Source organism: Pedobacter sp. N36a (genome assembly GCF_014472395.1).
Lineage (GTDB): Bacteria > Bacteroidota > Bacteroidia > Sphingobacteriales > Sphingobacteriaceae > Pedobacter.
On the sequence record NZ_JACSZW010000002.1, the window covers coordinates 108506 to 127461 of the forward strand.

The 18956-nt window shown below is 42.3% G+C and carries 10 protein-coding genes; all 10 read left to right on the forward strand.

Translation table 11 applies throughout. The features are described from left to right. The first annotated feature begins 123 nt into the window (after positions 1-123). The 10 genes from H9X96_RS04270 to H9X96_RS04315 all read left to right on the forward strand — a co-directional run bounded on the left by H9X96_RS04270 (position 124) and on the right by H9X96_RS04315 (position 18956). On the forward strand, positions 124-717 hold the full coding sequence (locus H9X96_RS04270) for an RNA polymerase sigma-70 factor (RefSeq protein ID WP_187665103.1): 594 nt from the start codon (positions 124-126) through the stop codon (positions 715-717). Between the two features lie 121 nt (positions 718-838). Continuing rightward, positions 839-2014, forward strand: coding sequence for a FecR family protein (locus H9X96_RS04275; protein WP_187665104.1), 1176 nt, complete (start codon positions 839-841; stop codon positions 2012-2014). A gap of 250 nt (positions 2015-2264) precedes the next feature. Continuing rightward, positions 2265-5657, forward strand: coding sequence for a SusC/RagA family TonB-linked outer membrane protein (locus H9X96_RS04280; RefSeq protein WP_187665105.1), 3393 nt, complete (start codon positions 2265-2267; stop codon positions 5655-5657). A gap of 11 nt (positions 5658-5668) precedes the next feature. Next, complete coding sequence (locus H9X96_RS04285) at positions 5669-7111, forward strand: RagB/SusD family nutrient uptake outer membrane protein (protein WP_187665106.1); 1443 nt, start codon at positions 5669-5671, stop codon at positions 7109-7111. Positions 7112-7129: 18 nt separating this feature from the next. Next, positions 7130-7888, forward strand: a complete 759-nt coding sequence (locus H9X96_RS04290) for a DUF4397 domain-containing protein (RefSeq protein WP_187665107.1) — start codon at positions 7130-7132, stop codon at positions 7886-7888. Between the two features lie 61 nt (positions 7889-7949). Beyond that, a complete protein-coding gene (locus tag H9X96_RS04295; protein ID WP_187665108.1) occupies positions 7950-8873 on the forward strand; it encodes an ABC transporter ATP-binding protein in 924 nt (307 codons plus the stop codon). A gap of 14 nt (positions 8874-8887) precedes the next feature. Continuing rightward, complete coding sequence (locus H9X96_RS04300; protein WP_187665109.1) at positions 8888-11197, forward strand: Gldg family protein; 2310 nt, start codon at positions 8888-8890, stop codon at positions 11195-11197. Between the two features lie 2 nt (positions 11198-11199). Then, positions 11200-13866 carry a hypothetical protein gene (locus tag H9X96_RS22830; protein ID WP_255430987.1) on the forward strand — a complete coding sequence of 889 codons (2667 nt, stop codon included), beginning with the start codon at positions 11200-11202 and terminating at the stop codon, positions 13864-13866. Positions 13867-13873: 7 nt separating this feature from the next. Further along, on the forward strand, positions 13874-16657 hold the full coding sequence (locus tag H9X96_RS04310; RefSeq protein ID WP_187665110.1) for a pitrilysin family protein: 2784 nt from the start codon (positions 13874-13876) through the stop codon (positions 16655-16657). Positions 16658-16667: 10 nt separating this feature from the next. Further along, positions 16668-18956 (forward strand): Gldg family protein, encoded by a 2289-nt coding sequence (locus H9X96_RS04315; protein ID WP_187665111.1) that lies wholly within the window; start codon positions 16668-16670, stop codon positions 18954-18956.

Sequence of the window (18956 nt, forward strand, 5' to 3'; positions counted from 1 at the left end):
ATTTATGTACGTTTGTTAAGAGGGGATGATGCTATTGTTAGCTAAATGACAACCACCATCCCTAATTCTCAAATCTTGTTTTATTCTTTTTAAAATGCTGGGGGGCATGGAATACCGGTTATAATGAAAATGTATTCTGAATTTACGGATTCTGAATTGGTCCTTCTTTTAAAAGACAGGAACCATGAGGCCTTTGCAGAGATCTACAATAGATACGCAGTGCTGATGTTTTACAAAGTAAATCAAATGTTAAGGGACGAAGAGCCATCTAAAGACCTGGTCCAGGATTTATTTGTGGGCCTATGGGATAAACCTGAGTTGGTTCAGGAAGACAATAACATTGCTGGCTACCTTTACGTCGGTGCCAGAAACCGTGTGCTGAAATTCATACAACGTAACCAGCTTAAAAACGACCATATTGCTTCTTTAGCAAAATATGCGTCGGAAGTGAGCATGGAAACCATACAGGACATTGATGAGCGTGAACTGAAAATTATTGTACAGCGCGAGATTGATCAATTGCCTCCTAAAATGAGGATCATATTCGAAATGAGCCGTAAGGATAACCTTTCCCATGCGGAAATTGCCGATAAACTGGGTCTTTCCCACCAAACTGTAAAAAAGCAAGTCAACAACGCTTTGAAGATTCTTCGTTCAAAATTAGCCGTATATGCCCCAATCGGACTAATTATCATTGAACTTTCCAAAAGAAACTGAAATATTTAACACTGAAAATCAGTTGGTTGCAATTATTTTCTATTTTTTATCATTTTCATCTACGCCCTGAGGGCTTTTCATGGCTATTACTATAAATCAGGGATAAAACTGATACAAATAGATGAATAAAGAACAGGCAATGGAATTGATCAGGAAGTATAATGAAGGCATTGCCTCCAAGGAAGAAATCCGCCTGGTCGAAAACTGGTTTGTTCAGCAATCTGAGATCCAGCAGCAGCAGCCTGAAAACCTGGACTATCTGAAGGTAAAACAACAGATGTGGCTAAATATTGACCAGCAAATTGAACGCCCTATAATTGAACGCAATGTCGGTTTCCCCCCTTCAAGAAAATCAATTTGGCGTTATAGTATAGCTGCCGCCGCTGCTGTAGTATTGATTTCGACGACGGCAATATGGTTCTATGGTGATTATAAAAATGCTGCTGGGCCTCAGATCGTTAAAAATGACATTCATCCTGGTAAAAATAAAGCGGTGCTGACACTTTCTGACGGAAGGAAAATTAGCCTGACTGATGCGCTGAATGGACAGCTGGCGCAGCAGGAGGGGGTAACCATCAGTAAAACTGCAAACGGACAATTGATTTATCAGATTGCTCCAAATGCTTCCGGAAAAAGGAGTTCGGAATACAATACCATTGAAGCACCACGAGGCGGCCAGTGGCAGGTGATGCTGCCAGATGGCTCAAAAGTATTTCTAAATGCTTCTTCCAGTTTAAAGTACCCTGTAAGTTTTGCTGCTAAAGAAAGAAAAGTAGAATTAAAAGGAGAGGCCTATTTTGAAATCTTCCACAATAAAAAATCTCCATTCCGTGTTCTGGCAAAAGGGCAGACGGTGGAAGTATTGGGGACTCATTTTAACATCATGTCTTACGAAGATGAGAAAACCGTAAAAACCACCTTGCTATCCGGAAGTGTGAAAGTTTCCGCCAATGGAAACAATACTGCTAAGGGGATCGAATCGCTGATTCTGAAACCTGGCGAGCAGGCACAGGTTGCTCCGGGATATATGAAAGTGATCAATGATGTAGACCTCGAAGATGTACTGGCCTGGAAAAATGGGTATTTCAAATTCAATGAAAACCTGCAGTCTATCATGACTAAAGTTTCCAGATGGTACGATGTGGAGGTAGTTTATGAAACCCAGCCAGATCCTGATTTTAAATTCAAAGGCGAGATTTCCAGGGATAAAAATATCTCTGAGTTGTTGAATATGCTTGATTATACAGGGAATGTCCACTTTAAAATTGAAGGAAGGAGGATTATCGTTAAAAAATAGATACTATTTAAAACGTAATCCAAAAAAAGAGGTCAGAAGTGCTGGAAACACCCCTGACCGATGCTGGATACGTTCATAAAAATTTGAGATCCTATCAACTAAACCAGACAAACAAACTTAGCAAATATTGTGAGTTATTACAATGTTACGGTTTCATCGGCCGCTAAGAATTTGTCCTAAACCAGATGAAATGTATAAAACCTATACGAACAAACCCGTACTGAAAAAGTATGTCCATAAAGTTTTGCTAATGATGCGATTCACCACTGTTATTTTAATAGCGACCATGATGCAGGTAAGTGCGAGTAGTTTCGCTCAGCGCATTACCCTGAATACCAAAAATACCCAATTGGAGAAGGTGTTAAAGAACATTCGATCGCAAAGTGGTTATGATTTCCTTTTTAGTGAAGCATTGATTAAGTCCAGCAAACCGATCTCTATCTCTGTGAGAAATGCATCGATAGAAGAGGTCCTGGAAAAGTGTTTTAACGAGCAGCCGATCACTTATAAGATTGAAAATAAAACCGTTTTGCTGAGGGCGAAAGCACCGACGATCATGGATCGTGTTGCTGCAATTTTTGCCGGTGATATAGAAGTCCGCGGAAATATTGTCAATAAAAAGACGAATGAACCCCTAAGTGGAGTTACACTTAAAGTCAAGAATAGAAAAATAAACGTGGGTTCTAATGCTAAGGGGGAATTTTTCCTGCCTAAGCTAGAAGAAAATACGGTCATTACCTTTAGTTCTGTAGGATTTGATTCCGTACAGGTCAGGTTGGGGGAATTTGAAAAAATGGCACCAAATACCAGTTCATTTTCTAAAGATATCAGTGTAGTGAAAACCGCCGCAGGCTTTTACCTGACCATCATGATGGAGCCATCAGTTTCCTTTTTGGATGAAGTAATGGTGCAGGCTTATGGGACCACAGACCGTCGTTTAAGTACCGGTAATATCTCCAGGATTACTTCCAAAGAGTTAGAACAACAGCCGGTGATGAATCCTTTATTGGCTTTACAGGGAAGGATTCCTGGCGTGATTGTGACCCCAACCAATGGTTATGCGAGCAGCCCGGTAAAAGTAGAAATCAGAGGAAGAAAATCAGTCAATAATGATTTCGTTTCTGATCCTTTGTACGTGATCGATGGGGTACCTCAAAATAACCTGGAAGTGGGTGGAATATCTAGTTACGAGACAGGTTCTTCTGGAATTACTCAGAATATTCGTTCCCCTACAGGAGGTCAGAGTCCGATGTTTAACATCAATAGTAAAGATATTGAAAGTATCGAAGTCTTGAAAGACGGTGATGCTACTGCGATTTATGGTTCAAGGGCAGCCAATGGAGTCATCTTGATTACGACCAAAAAAGGCAGACCAGGGGCGACCAAATTTTCAATAGGCGTGGAGCAGGCTTTTTCTGAAGTCACCAAACACTGGGATGTACTTACTACACCAGAATACCTGCAAATCAGAAGAGAAGCGTTTAAAAATGACAATATCATTCCTGACTTCATCAACGCACCTGACCTGGTGCTTTGGGACCAAAATAAACAGACCGACTGGCAAAAATTACTTTGGGGAAATATTGGTAAACAGTCTAATGTGAACATGAGTTTAACTGGTGGAGATGTGCAAACCCAATTTCGCCTGGGTGCTAATTATGGAAAACAAACCGAAATCCTAACCAGTACAGGAAGCAACCAAAGGGCTGGACTAGCCTTTAACCTGGGGCATAAAACTGCAGATCGGAAGTTTAAGATAGATCTTGGAGGGATGTATACCTATACCACCGTCAATACTACTGGTTTTCCTAGTATGGGTACTTTGCCACCCAATGCTCCTGATATTTATGGACCTGATGGCCTCTTTAATTTTGGTCCATGGAGATCATCTCCTGAATCAAGAGTAAGCTTTCCTTTTGGTGTATTGGATAATCCGTATTTTTCTGATACTCATATGATCACCAGTAATTTAAGATTGAGTTATGAGATCCTGGATAACCTGAATTTTTCTACCAATTTTGGATACAATTACAGCAATAATACCAATAAATACCTGAGCTATATCCGAGCACAGGATCCGATCACTAACCCCACAGGATCGTCATTTTTTGGCAGCAATACCAATATGAATGTGCTGGTAGAACCACAGCTGGACTATAGAACGAAAATAAGCAAAGGACAGCTTTCTCTACTATTAGGGGGATCTCTCCAGAAAAATATAACGAGGGCCAATTCTATCACAGGTATTGGCTATGAGAACGATGACTTCATCGAATCAATTTTTCTAGCGCCTGGTACTTTTAATCCTACAGGAGATGTTGGATATTATAAATACGCTGCTGTATTTGGCAGGATCAATTATAAATGGGAAGAGAAATATATCCTTAACCTGAATTTTCGAAGAGACGGATCCTCCCGATTTGGTCCAGGCAACCAGTTCGGTAATTTTGGTTCTGTTGGCGCCGCTTGGATCCTAACGGAAGAAAAGGGGATCAGAAAAGCACTTCCTGACTTTATCAGTTTCCTGAAGCTGAGGGGAAGTTATGCCTTAACGGGCAGCGATGCTATTGGTGACTATAAATACCTGGCACAATGGGCTAAAAGTAAAGGTTATGCTAATGCATTGCCTGATTATGACGAATCCGGTTCTCTCATCAGTGTTTTGGCCTTGAATCCAAATTACCAATGGCAGGTGAATAAAAAAATGGAAGGCGCCCTGCAAATCGGGTTCTTAGACAACCGGATTAATGTGCAGTTTGATCTGTACCGGGAACGCTGCGACAACCAGCTGACTGAATTTCCTATACCGCTTTATACTGGTTTCCCAGCTGTGGTTTCTAACTGGCCTGCAGTAGTAGACAATAGGGGCTGGGACTTCACGGTAAATGCAGATCTGATTAAAAACGAAAACTTTAACTGGTCGGTCGCAGTGTTTGCTTCCAGAAACAAAAATATATTGGTTTCTTATCCGGATATCGCGCATTCCCCTTTTGCAAATAAATTGAAAGTCGGTAAATCTATCAATACCAAATATCTTTTCCATTATTTAGGCGTAGATCCGCTGACTGGAGTTTACAAGATGGAAGATTATAATCAGAATGGTAGTATAGAGCAGAATTCTGGTGGACTAGCAGGTGATGGCGATCAATATGTGGCCTTAGATCTTTCGCCAAAACTTACCGGTGGAATGACTAGTAATTTTAGTTATAAAAACCTCAGCTTGAGTACCACCTTCAATTACAACAGTTTTATAGGTTCTGATCCCAATTACAACTCAGACGTATATGCTGGAAACTTAGGGAATCTACCAAGACAGATCCTCGGTAATTATTGGAAGGCTCCAGGCGACCATGCCTTGTATCCAAAAGCAACCACGATGTTTAATGAGGGAACAAGTCAGTTTGCGAATTCTGATGGCCGATATAGGAGTGTTTCTTATGTCCGACTGTCTAATCTGGCCCTTTCGTATACTTTAAATCAAAATTGGGCTAAAAAATTAGGCGCAGAATCGCTGAGGATTTATATGAATGCTCAGAATGTATTTGTGATCAGTAATGTCACAGGTTTTGATCCTGATGTACAGCAGTTTGGGGCGCTTCCGCCTGCTAAAATCTATTTATGTGGGCTTTCCGTAACTTTTTAATTCCTATCGAGATGACAATTAAAAGAAATTTAAACCGCTATACTTTATTTGCTGCAATCATCCTGATGTGTGCTTCCTGTAAGGACATGATCGCCATTCCCGATCCGATCAATACCATTACTACGGATAAGGTTTTTGATAATGACAATCAGGCCAATTCTGCAGTGACTGGCGCCTATTCACAATTGATTAATAGTGAGGGGCTTAATTTTGGAAATGGCTTAACCACTTCTTTGGGTAGCATGGGTGCTGATGAACTCAGCATGTCCAGCAGTAGCCCCAGTCCATATTACATTAATAAAATACCAACAGAAGACTTTACTACCCGCGCATTATGGGTGACTGCTTATAGTAATATTTACAATGCCAATGCCATTATTGAAGGGATCAGTGCCTCTACCTCTACTAAATTACATGCAGAGGTAAGGATCAAGCTGACTGCTGAGGCTAAGTTTTTGAGGGCTTATAGCTATTTTTATCTGGTGAACCTTTTTGGAGATGTACCATTGGCACTTTCAGCGGATTTTAATAAAACTGCGAAGATGACCCGGACACCTGCAGCAGAAGTGTATGCACAGGTGATCAAAGACTTGCAGGATGCTAAAGCAAACCTGACTGCTGATTTTTCAGGATCAAAAATTGGAGAACGCATTCGTGCTAATAAATGGGCAGCAACAGCAATGCTGGCCAGGGTTTACCTGTATACAGGAGATTACGCCAATGCCGCTGCAGCAGCAACAGAAGTGATTGATCAAAGCGGATTATTTGAATTGAAGTCGGATTTAAATGAGGTGTTTTTAAAGAATAATAAAGAAGCCATCTGGCAATTACAGCATAGCAATAAGATGAGTCCTCATGGAAATGCAACCCCTGAAGGTTATGCCTTCAGAGCTTTTCCTGCTGGTATAGCCGGTCAATATTACGGTTACCGTGTTTCGGATGCGCTGGTACAGGCATTTGAAAATCAGGACCAAAGAAAGTCTTCCTGGCTGGTGCCGATTGACTTTGTAGGCACAACTACTTATTATATCAATAAATATAAAATAGGATTAGGAAATTCGGCGGTCAACGGGACGATTACAGAGTATTATACCATGCTCAGATTGGCAGAACAATACTTAATCAGGGCGGAAGCTTTAACGCTTGGTAACCAGCAATTGGATCTGGCAATTGCCGATCTGAACGTCATTCGTGCGCGCGCTGGTGTTACTGAGCTCCCAATGGGGCTTTCCAAGGCAGCGGTAGTGCTCGCGATTGAGAAAGAAAGAAGAACAGAGTTTTTCGTAGAATGGGGACACCGCTGGTTAGACCTGAAAAGAACAGGAAAGGCACATGATGTGCTCTCTGTTATTCCTATAAAACAACCTTGGGCAGGAGATTATCAGTTGCTATATCCAATTCCTGTTTCTGAGATCCAGTCAAATAATAAACTGACTCAAAATCCGGGTTATTAACTTCCTAAACTGAACCACATGAAAACTTATAAATTTCAATATATACTATTCATCAGCCTGCTGTGCTTTGCTATTGTTTCCTGCAAAAAAACAGAAGAAGCACCGGTACTTACGCATCTCACGCTATTTAATGCGATGCCTGGGGAGCTCAGGCTGTTGCCTAGCTTTAGAGGAACCGAACCTTTAAATCGCTATTATGATGCTACACTATTTTATTATGGGTCCTTTAATTTAGTTGGCAAATATGCAATTACCAAAGAAGATCAGCCGCTTGCAATTTACAGCTACCCAGATACCCTGGTGCCTAGTAAACCGCTATTTGACCTTCAGCTTAAATTAAAAAAAGGCAGTATCAATACGTTATATTTTCTAGGGAAAAAGGAGGCTCCTGATTACCTGCTGGACACTTATCTTCCGCCTGCGCATCAGGCAGCAGACAGTACATTTGGCGTTCGCTTTATGAATCTTTCTTATGGAAGTCAACCTGTCAGTGTGTACCTGATTAAGGATGGGGAACGTAAAGAAGTGGAAGGATTGGCTTATAAAGACAGGACTGACTTTAAAAGTTATACTGCAACTTTAGAAACCGGCAACTATACCTTTGAATTCCGTGATCAGGCTACACAGCAGCTCCTTGCGAGTTATACCACGGCAGAATTTGGAAAGCCTTCTGAGAACAAATGGCGATTCAGGAATTTTACCATTGCCCTGATTGGCTTGCCTGGGGAAAGTTCCGAGCTGCTGAAACAAAAAACCTTTTTGTTCGACAACTATTAACACACCAAAGCAGGCTTTATTAAGCCTGCTCTTCAATACATTTTCTTAATCCAATTTAACTATGGAACCAATCGTTCGTATTAGCGGTTTGTCGCATCGTTATAGTACCAGCTGGGCTATACGTGACATCAATATTGAGATCCCAAGGAGTGGGATTGTAGGCTTATTAGGCTCCAATGGAGCAGGTAAATCTACAACCATGAATATTCTTTGCGGCGTACTGTCACAAACCGCAGGAGAAGTCATCATCAATGGGATCAACCTGAGTAAAGAGCCGGAACGGGCTAAACAGGAAATCGGATTTTTACCGCAGACTCCTCCGCTGTATATGGATTTAACGATAGATGAGTACCTCAGACATTGTGGGATTCTGCGTTCTATAGATAGCAAAAAGCTGAAATTTGCCATGGATGAAGTGAAAGAGCGCTGTGGGTTGACACAGATCAGCAAGCGATTGATCAAGAATTTATCCGGTGGTTTTAAGCAAAGGGTAGGGATTGCTCAGGCCATCATTCACCATCCAAAACTGGTGGTATTTGATGAGCCCACCAATGGACTGGATCCCAACCAGATCATTGAAGTCCGAGGTCTCATCAAAGACATTGCCACAGAACGTGCAGTGATTCTTTCTACTCACGTGCTGACGGAAGTACAGTACCTCTGTAAGCAGATCGTGATGATTGAAAGCGGCAGGATTGTGTTTTCAGATACCATGGAAGCTTTCGACAATTATGTGGCACCACACAGCATGATGGCGCTGATGGAAAATGCGCCTGCGGTTGATGCATTGCTGGCTATTGAAGGGATTACCAGAGTAGAATACCTCACTGAAAAACAGCTCAGACTCTATTTTAATGGCGATCGCAGCATCTCTGAAACGCTGGTGCTGGAAAGTGCAAAGCAAGGATGGCGATTGCGCGAGCTGAATATGGAGAAGAGTTCATTAGATGAAACCTTTGCCCAATTGTCCAGATTCTCTAATTAAGTACGACCACACAAATGAAAAAAATAGTACAAATAGCCAGACTGGAATTGAGCCTGCTATTTTATTCCCCAATAGCCTGGCTGCTCATTATGATCCTGTTCCTGCAAATGAGCTTTGACTTGATTCCGGCGATAGACGAAATACAACATATCCAGCAATACATTCCTGCTTTTTCTTTCCTGACGGATAAATTTTTTACCATCAGTATCAAAGTAGGGAACCTTCCATATGGGATCTTTTTTGGCATTCTTTCCAGCTTGTATTTATATACTCCTCTGGTGACGATGGGAATGATCAGCAGGGAAACCAGCAGCGGGACGATTAAATTGCTGTACTCCTCGCCAGTAAAATTGAGCCAGATCGTTTACGGGAAGTTTCTTGCCATGCTGGTATATAACCTGGTGATCATTGCTTTAATGGGGCTTTTCCTGATTGTCGGGATTTTATTTATTGAGAATTTCGACTATCCGCACCCATTGGTGGCCTTATTGGTTACTTTTTTACTGTTGAGCACTTATGCGGCAATCGGGATATTTATGTCCAGCTTAACCACTTATCAGGTGGTAGCAGCAATCTGTACTTTCGCCCTGCTGGCATTTATGAATTACATCGGTAATTTCGGACAAAGTCTGGATTTTGTGCGCGACCTGACTTACAGTCTTTCCATGCCAAGCAGAGCGGAACGTATGGTTGCCGGCCTTTTGAATAGTCGTGATGTGATCTATTACCTGGTGGTTGCAGGAATTTTTCTCGGTTTTACGATTGTTAAATTACAGCTGGGTAGAGTCAGCAAACCATTTCTTTATCATGCGGGCAGGTATCTGCTGGTATTGATCATTGGCTTGTCGGTCGCGTATCTAAGTTCTCGTCAGCCTGCAATTGTCTATTATGATGCGACCTATACAAAAGTCAATACCATTGTTCCAGCCACTCAGGAGATTTTAAAAGCCATGGGCGAGGAGCCATTGGAAGTGACCGCTTATGTGAATGGCCTACATGGTTCCTATAGTTTTGCGGCACCTGCTGGCCGTATTCCGGCCACCGCACGCTGGGAACCTTACCTGCGTTTCAAATCTAATATCAACCTGAAATGGGTTTATTATTATGATTATCGCGATCCTCAGTTCTATATCTTGAATCAGGGGAAAAGCTTAAAAACATTATTCTCAGAACGTGCCAAGGCATTCGAGATGGATACTGCTGGATTTTTAAATCCGCAAGAGATCCGTAAACAGGTAGACTTGCGCGGCGAAAATGACAGGCTGGTATTCCAGCTGAAATATAAAGGTAAAACCACTTTCCTAAGGACTTTTGATGATGCTACTTTCTGGCCGGGAGAGCCTGAAGTCGCAGCAGCGATGAAACGGTTAATTGTGACTCCTCCAAAAGTTGTTTTTGCAACAGATGGCTATCAGCGGAGCATGGATAAATTGGGCGACAGGGATTATAAAATGTTGGCAAATAATAAATTTGGCAGATCCTCGATGATCAATATTGGCTTTGATATAGACAGTGTTTCTTTGGAGAATAGCGAGATTCCAAGTGACATTGCCACATTGGTAATTGGTGATCCCAGAGTTCAGTTTAGTCCGGCTGCAAAAGCCAAACTTCAGAAATATATAGCAGATGGTGGTAACCTGTTGATGGCAGGAGAGCCAGGTAAACAATCCATAGTAAATCCTTTACTGGATTCCCTGGGCGTAAAAATGTTGGAAGGAACTCTTGTGCAAAGCAGTACAGACTTTTCTTATGGATTGGTGACGCCAACATTTGCCGCTGCGGCAGTCACCATGGCGGCTGATTTAGAAAAAGCTTACAAAGAAAAGGCGAAAATAGCGATGCCTGGCGCAGCAGCGTTAAGCGATCAGCATATCGAGGCTTTCCAAGTCCAACCGCTTTTAATGACCAATGAAAAGATCGCCTGGATTAAAAACGGACAGTTTGTACTGGATTCTGCGGCTTTAATGTTCGATGCGAAAAGCGGTGATCAAAAAGGTGCTTTTCCTACTGCATTGATGCTGACCAGGAAATTGAAGAATAAGGAACAACGGATTATAGTGGCCGGCGATGCTGATTTCTTTAGCAATAAAGAATTGACCAGGAGTAATATAGAGGTGCTGAACGGGACTTTTGGCATCAGCTTTTTCAGCTGGTTTGCCCACCAGGAATTCCCTGTAAATATGTCCCGTTCAGAATCCAGAGATAACAAATTACTGCTGACGAAAACTGGCGTCGGCACTTTAGAAATATTGTATTATGGGCTGATTCCAGGCACCATACTCCTGTTCGGAATGGTGCTGCTGATTCGCAGAAAACGTAAATAATTATGAGCTTTATAACTGATAAACAAACGATCGATGATCTGAATATCTTCTCCAAATCTGGGAGTGATTCGATCTACCATATTTTTAATAAAACCTATACCCAAGGTGGGGCTGCACTACTGGAAGACCTGTTTCGAAATCCGCTTTCGGATGAGAAACTGATCAATGAAAGGGTGGCCATCCTACGGTATTTTCAGGGAAATAAAGCTGTTTTTCCTTTGCAGGGAAACCGTTTTGAAGAAGCAGAAAGATACCTGGCCAATACTGATCCCCGCAGCCGCCTTTCTAACCAGGGCTTTAGCATGGCAGATTTTAAAGCGGCCGGAGAAAGTGTCACCGCATTAACGGAAATCTTACAGGGATTGAGAAGCTTTATGCTGGAAATTCAGCCAAAAGTGACCGATCATCCCTACGGTAAAGAAGTAGAAAAAATCCTGGAACTTGTGAATTCCAGAGCATTGGAAATTATATTTACAGACCATGGAAAGGGCAAAATCTCTTCCGGTAAAATTGTAGAATACGACAATATTTTACGCTTTCAGCAGCGTCCGCTGATGGAGAAAATCCTGCAGCACATTTACCACCTGGATGTATATATTTCTATAGCCAGGGTAGCTGAGGAACGAGGTTACAGCTTTGCTACGGCATTAAAGCGTGATGCCAACCGATTAAAGCTGATAGGTTTAGGTCATCCATTGCTGAATAAACCGGTGACCAATGCTTTGGAGATGACGCCAGACAGCAATATTGTATTCCTCACCGGAGCCAATATGGCGGGCAAGTCTACCTTTATGAAATCACTTAGCATTGCAATGTACCTTGCACATCTTGGTTTCCCAATTGCGGCAAAGCAAATGGAGTTTTCCGTATGTGATGGCATGTACACCACCATTAACCTGCCGGATAACCTGGCCATGGGTGCCAGTCATTTCTATGCAGAAGTACTGAGGGTAAAAAAAGTAGCGGTTGAACTTGGTGCCGGAAAGAACCTGTTTGTTGTGTTTGATGAGCTGTTTCGTGGAACCAATGTGAAGGATGCTTATGAAGGGACGATTGCCATTATGGAAGCATTTGCTGGTAAGCCGCATTCGTTATTTGTGATTTCTACACACATTATGGAAGCTGGAGCGGTCTTACAGCAGAAATGTAATCACATGATTTTCCGCTATTTGCCTACCCGAATGGAAAATGGAAAACCAGTTTATACCTATACGCTAACGGAAGGGATTACCGACGATAGACATGGGATGATCATCATCAACAATGAAGGTGTATTAGAGCTGATCAGCGGTAAAAAAGAAGCTAAAAAAACACAGGCCAATCTTACTGCTGATCAGCAAACTATTGAGGATCTGAATTTGCAGGGAAAGTTCAAACAGCAATCTGTCTACAGTCTGTTTAATCGCCTGCAAACCAGGGGTGGAGAGCAGGTACTGGAAGGTATGTTTGCACAGCCTTTGAATCATCCAGAACTGATCAATAAACGCAGTGCTTTATTCGCTTTTTTCCAGCAGCACCGGGTGGTTTTTCCAGTGATCCGCTCACAGGTGGAGTCGATGGAAGATTATTTAGCCGGAGGAGCAGGCGCAGCATTGCCAAGCGTGGCCTGGAGCATCTTTACTAAGAAATTTCAGCAAACGCTATTCCATAGTGCAGCGCTACTGCAATTACAAGCCGGACAATCTGTAACAATTGAAGTTTTACAAGCATTTCAGGAGTTCTTCGCTGAGCTGAAAGGAAAAGCTGGTGTTGGCGTGTATCAGCAAAATCTGGATACGGCCATAAATATCCTTCAGGATGCCAGGTTACAGGCTATTCTTACTAAAGGAGCGGAGCAGCCTTCCTTGATCCAGCTGATCAAAAACGATCATGTCATTCGTCATGCGATGATGAACCAGATGGAAACATTGCTGAAACTCATTTATGAACTGGATGTATTTGCAGGTGTAGCCGCAGTTGCCGCCGAAAATGATTTTGTGTATGCTACAGCATTACCTGGCGATCAAATGGTCTTGAATATGCAGGCTTTCCGCCATCCCGGATTGAGGAATGGGATTGCGAATAACCTGCATTTAACGAAGGATCGCAACGTCCTGTTTTTAACCGGTGCAAACATGGCCGGGAAATCTACCTTCATGAAGTCTATGGGAATCGCTGTTTACCTCGCCCACATGGGTTTCCCTGTAGCAGCAAAAAGCATGGTGTTTTCAGTGAAAGATGGTTTATTCTCTTCGATCAACGTTTCCGATAATCTGGATATGGGTTACAGCCATTTTTATGCAGAAGTATTGCGCACTAAAACTGTGGCCAAAGCCGTAAGCGAATCCCTGGATCTTTACGTTCTTTTTGATGAGTTGTTTAAAGGAACCAACGTAAAAGATGCTTACGACGCCACATTAGCGGTTACAAAAGCTTTTGCAGCAAATAGGAACAGTTTCTTTGTGGTCTCTACACACATTATTGAAGTGGGAGAAGCGTTAGGAAAAGAATGTGATAACCTGCAATTCTCTTTCTTGCCTACGGTCATGAAAGATGGCGTTCCTACCTATCCGTATACACTGGCCTCCGGTATTACTACCGACAGACAGGGTATGATCATCATTGAAAACGAAAAGATTGTGGACATCATTAAAGCCAACGATCAGGTCATTCAAAAATCTTCTTTATAAGCGTATCATGTTCATCAAATATAAATATTTAAGCTTTTTATTTCTTGCGGCGCTTTGTATTCCTTTTGCCTGTAAAACGACGAAGGAAGCACAATTGCTGCTGCTGGATCCAGAAGTAAGAATGGGTAAACTCCCGAATGGTTTTACCTATTACATCCGTAAAAATAAAACACCGGAAAAAAGGGTGACCATGTACCTGGCCAATAAAGTGGGCTCTATTCTGGAAACAGATCAGCAAAGGGGGATAGCCCATTTTGTAGAGCACATGAACTTTAATGGAACCAAGCATTTTCCTAAGAAAGAACTCTCCAATTACCTGGAAAAATCAGGGATACGTTTTGGTGCAGATATCAATGCCAATACTGGTTTTGATGAAACAGTATACCAGCTTCCTTTGCCTTCGGATAACCCGGAATTGCTAGCTAATGGCCTGCAAATTATGCGAGACTGGGCGCAGGATGCTAATATGGCAGCGGAAGACGTGGAACGTGAACGTCATGTGATCCTGGAAGAAAAACGTTTCCGTCAGGGAATATCACAGCGTTATCTAGAGAAAAGTGTTCCCTTTTATACCAATGATTCCCGTTATGGTTCACGTTTACCTATCGGAACAGAAGAAGTATTGCTAAAGGTGAGCCCAGAAGAAATCCGCAGTTTTTATAAGGAATGGTATCGTCCGGATCTTCAGGCAATTTTGGTAGTCGGAGATGTGGATGTAGACCAGATGGAAAAAGACATCAAGGCCAAATTCTCAGACTTGAAAAATCCGGAAAATGCAAAAGAACGTCCGGTTTATCGTGTTGGCCTGACCGGTAAAAACCAATATATGCAGTTCATAGATGCAGACCTCACTGGAGTTTCCTTAGACATCATGAAGAAACAGCTGGCGGATACCATCAGAACCAACGCAGATTACCGTGAGGATCTGAAGAAAAAATTGCTGGCGGAACTGGTGAGCATCCGGTTTAGAAGACTACCGATTGTCGGTTTTACCCCGCTTTCAGGTGGAATAACCTCCTTATCTGTGAACCTGAGCACTAAGCCAGGAGAAACCGAGCAGGCATTGAAAAGTGTATGGCTCGAACTTCGTCAGATGGAGGAACAAGGTTTTACAAAGTCAGAATTGGAAAGGGTTAAAAAAGCCTATAAATTCCAAATGGATGAAGCTTTGAGAGAAAAAGATAAGACCAGTTCTGAAGTATTGATCAAACCTTATCTTCAGCATTTCTTAAGGGGCAATGCTTCACCTGGTATGATTCAAGAGTCGGAACTGACCAAAGAATTACTTCCGGAAATCTCATTGGATGAAATCAATGACTTGATGAAGGAGTATATGAAAGCGGAGAATCGGGACATTATTGTGAAATCCTCCGCTTACAATAAAACATTTCTTCCAGATGAAGCGACCCTGCTGAAATGGATAGAAAGTGTATATACGCAAACCTTACCAGCTGTAGAGGAGGAGGAATTAGACCTGCCGCTGCTGAGACAAGCACCTGTTCCAGGAAAGATTACCGCTGTAGAAGAAGTTAAAAAAGCTGGTATTCAAAAGATTAAGCTGAGCAACGGCATGACGGTATTGTTGAAAAAAACAGACTTTCAGAATGATCAGATCCTGATCAAAGGCTTTGCAGCAGGAGGAACTTCTTTATCTGGCGATGCGGATTATGAAAGCGCCTTGAATGCGGCAAATATTATTGCTGCGGCCGGTGCTGGTAATTATGATGCCCTGCAGCTGGGGAAAATCATGACCGGAAGAAAGGTGCAGTTGAGCCCTTTTATACTGGATCAGTATCAGGGATTTAACGGCAGAACCTCGGAAGAAGACTTGCCAGCTACGCTGGAGCTGCTGCATGCTTATTTTATGGAACCCCGCAAGGATGAGGAGTCTTTTCAAATGCTGATCGGAAGAGCAAAAGAGCAGCTGATCAATAAAGAAGATAATCGATCACAAGTGTTTATGGACAGCGTGAACCTGGTTTTGGGAAATTACAGCAGTCGTAAAAAGCCGCAAAGCATCAGTCGCCTGGAATCGATCAAGCTAGATCGTGCCTTTGAGATTTACAAAGCACGTTTTGCCAACGCTGCTGCTTTTACCTTCCTTTTTGTAGGTAATATCGATCCCGAAAAAGTTAAACCTTTATTGGAAAAATACCTGGGCTCCCTACCTTCGAAAGGAGCAGTTGAAAAGGCTAAGGATCTTGGAATTAATATCCCTGCCGGTCGGATTGCTAAAACCGTATATAAAGGCACAGAGCAGAAATCAAGTGTGATCTTAGCCAATTCAGGTGATTTCGACTACAATTTTGAGAACACAATTAAAATGAATGCAATAGCGGATGCCTTAACTATTCGTCTGACGCGGCGTCTTCGTGATCAGGAGGGAGGAACTTATACCCCGAATGTGCAACTGAGTTTATCCAAATATCCAAAGAGTAGGTTTGCTATGGTCATTTCCTTCGACTGTGCACCGAAAAATGTAGAGAAACTGACTGCTTCTGTGCAGGATGAATTGAACAAAATGAGAACATCAGGCCCTTCTCCGGAAAATCTACAGAAGTTTAAAGCCGCGCGTAAAGTGGGACTGGAAACAGGTGCCAGAAACAATGAATTCTGGATGGATTACCTGGCTTCCCAGCTGATGAACAACGAACCCTTGACACAGTTTTATGATTATGATGCAGCTTTAAATCACATCAGCACAAAGTCAGTTCAGGAAGCTGCTGCAAAATACATTCAGGATAAAAACTATGTGAAACTGGTTTTAATGCCGGAAAAAACTAACCCTTGATTATAAGAATATGAAGAAAATCATACAAATAGCCAGACTGGAACTTAGTCTGCTATTTTATTCACCAATTGCCTGGCTTATGCTGCTCATCTTATTCGTACAGATGAGTATGGGTTTTACCCCCAGGTTACCTGATTTGGCACGTGGAGCAGGATTGAATGCGCTCACAGACAAACTGTTTGTCAATATGGAATATGCGGGTGTCCTGAGTGCTATTCTCGATAAATTGTACCTCTATATTCCGTTGATTACAATGGGCATCATTAGCAGAGAAACCAGCAGCGGGAGTATCAAACTGCTGTATTCTTCTCCGGTGAAATTGAGCCATGTAATCTGTGGGAAATTTCTGGCCATGATGGTCTACAACCTGATGATCATCGGAGTCATTTGCCTGTTTGTGTTGATTGGGGCTATTTATATCCCTCATTTTGACTATCCACATATATTAGTGGCATTACTGGCTATTTATTTAATGCTGAACACTTTTGCAGCCATAGGGATTTTTGTATCCAGCTTAACGACTTATCAGGCGGTAGCCGCGATTAGTACTTTTGTGGTACTGGCTTTTATGAATTACATTGGTAGAGTAGGACAAGGAATTGATTTTATCCGTGACCTGACCCATAGTCTGTCTATGCCGGACCGTACTGCGAGAATGATGTCAGGATTGCTGAATAGCCGAGATGTCATTTATTATCTGGTAATTTCTGGAATGTTTCTCGCTTTAACGATTACTAAACTGGAATTGGAACGGGTATCGAAAACCGTCCTGCAGCAAGCGATTCGGTATGCATTGATTGTGTTGATTGGTTTAACGATTACTTATGTTACTTCCCGTCAGCAGATGATTGGTTATTACGATGCAACAGCCACCAAGCAGAATACCATCAGTAAAAATACGCAGGAAATCTTAAAAAAAATGGGTGATGAACCTGTGGAAATGACCGAATATATCAACGGCATGGAAGATTCCTATCATCAGGCAAAGCCGAATCAGCGGATTGCTGACATTGCACGTTGGGAACCTTACCTGCGCTTTAAACCGAATATTAAGCTGAATTGGGTGTATTATTACGATAGTATTCCCGGGATCACGGAACAATTGAAACAGCAGAATTTCACTTTTAATCATTACGTGATGTTTATGTCTAACCTGAATAAACTGGACCTGCGTAAGTTTTTAACGCCTGCAGAAATCAAGCAGAAGATCAACCTGGAAGGTGAAAATGCACGTGTGGTGATGCAGCTAAAGTATAAGGGTAAAACTACTTTCTTGCGTACCTTTTCTCCTGACAGTTATTTCTGGCCAAAAGAAGCGGAAACTGGTGCTGCCTTGAAACGACTGATTGTAAATGCGCCGAAAGTTGTTTTTGCAACGGACGGTTATCAGCGCAGCATGAATAAAATAGGGGACAGAGATTATAAAACCTTGGCAAATACAAAGTTAAGCAGAGGCTCAATGGTAAATCAGGGTTTTGATGTAGACAGTATTTCTTTAGAAAATACAGAGATTCCTGCAGGTATTGCAGCATTGGTGATTGCAGATCCTAAAGTGGCTTTTAGTCCGAGGGCTATGGCTAAACTCCAGAAATACATCGATCAGGGAGGAAATCTGATGCTTGCAGGAGAGACTGGTAAACAAAGCGTGATCAACCCCCTACTGGATTCCCTTGGTGTGAAGATGATGGAGGGCACTTTGGTTCAGGAAAGTAAAGATTTCTCAAATGACCTGATTACCCCAAGTTTAGCTGCTGCTGCAGTGGCGATGACTCCGGAATTACAGCCATACTATTTACGGAAATGGGTGGTTTCTATGCCGGGGGCAGCAGCTTTAGCCTATAATCCTGAAGGATCTTTTACCGCTCATCCTCTGTTGATGACCAATCCGGAAAGCAGCTGGCTGAAAAATGGAAAACTGGTGCTGGATTCTGCTGCTGCTGTATTTAATGCGCAGGCCGGAGATCAGAAGGGGAGTTTTCCTACCGCGTTGATGCTGACCAGAAGTCGTCACCATAAAGAACAAAGAATCATGGTTTCTGGAGATGCCGACTTTTTAAGCAATGCGGAATTTTCAAGGATGAATATGCAGACCATGAACAGCGGTTTTGCTTTAGGCATTTTCAAGTGGTTCGCCTACGGAGAATTTCCGATAGATACCAGCAGGCCTGATCCAAAAGACAATACGACAACGCTGACCAAAACTAGTGCAAAAACCTTACAGATAATTTATTATGGCGTAATCCCAGGTGCTTTCTTCCTACTCGGACTAGTGATCCTGATTCGCAGAAAACGTAAATAA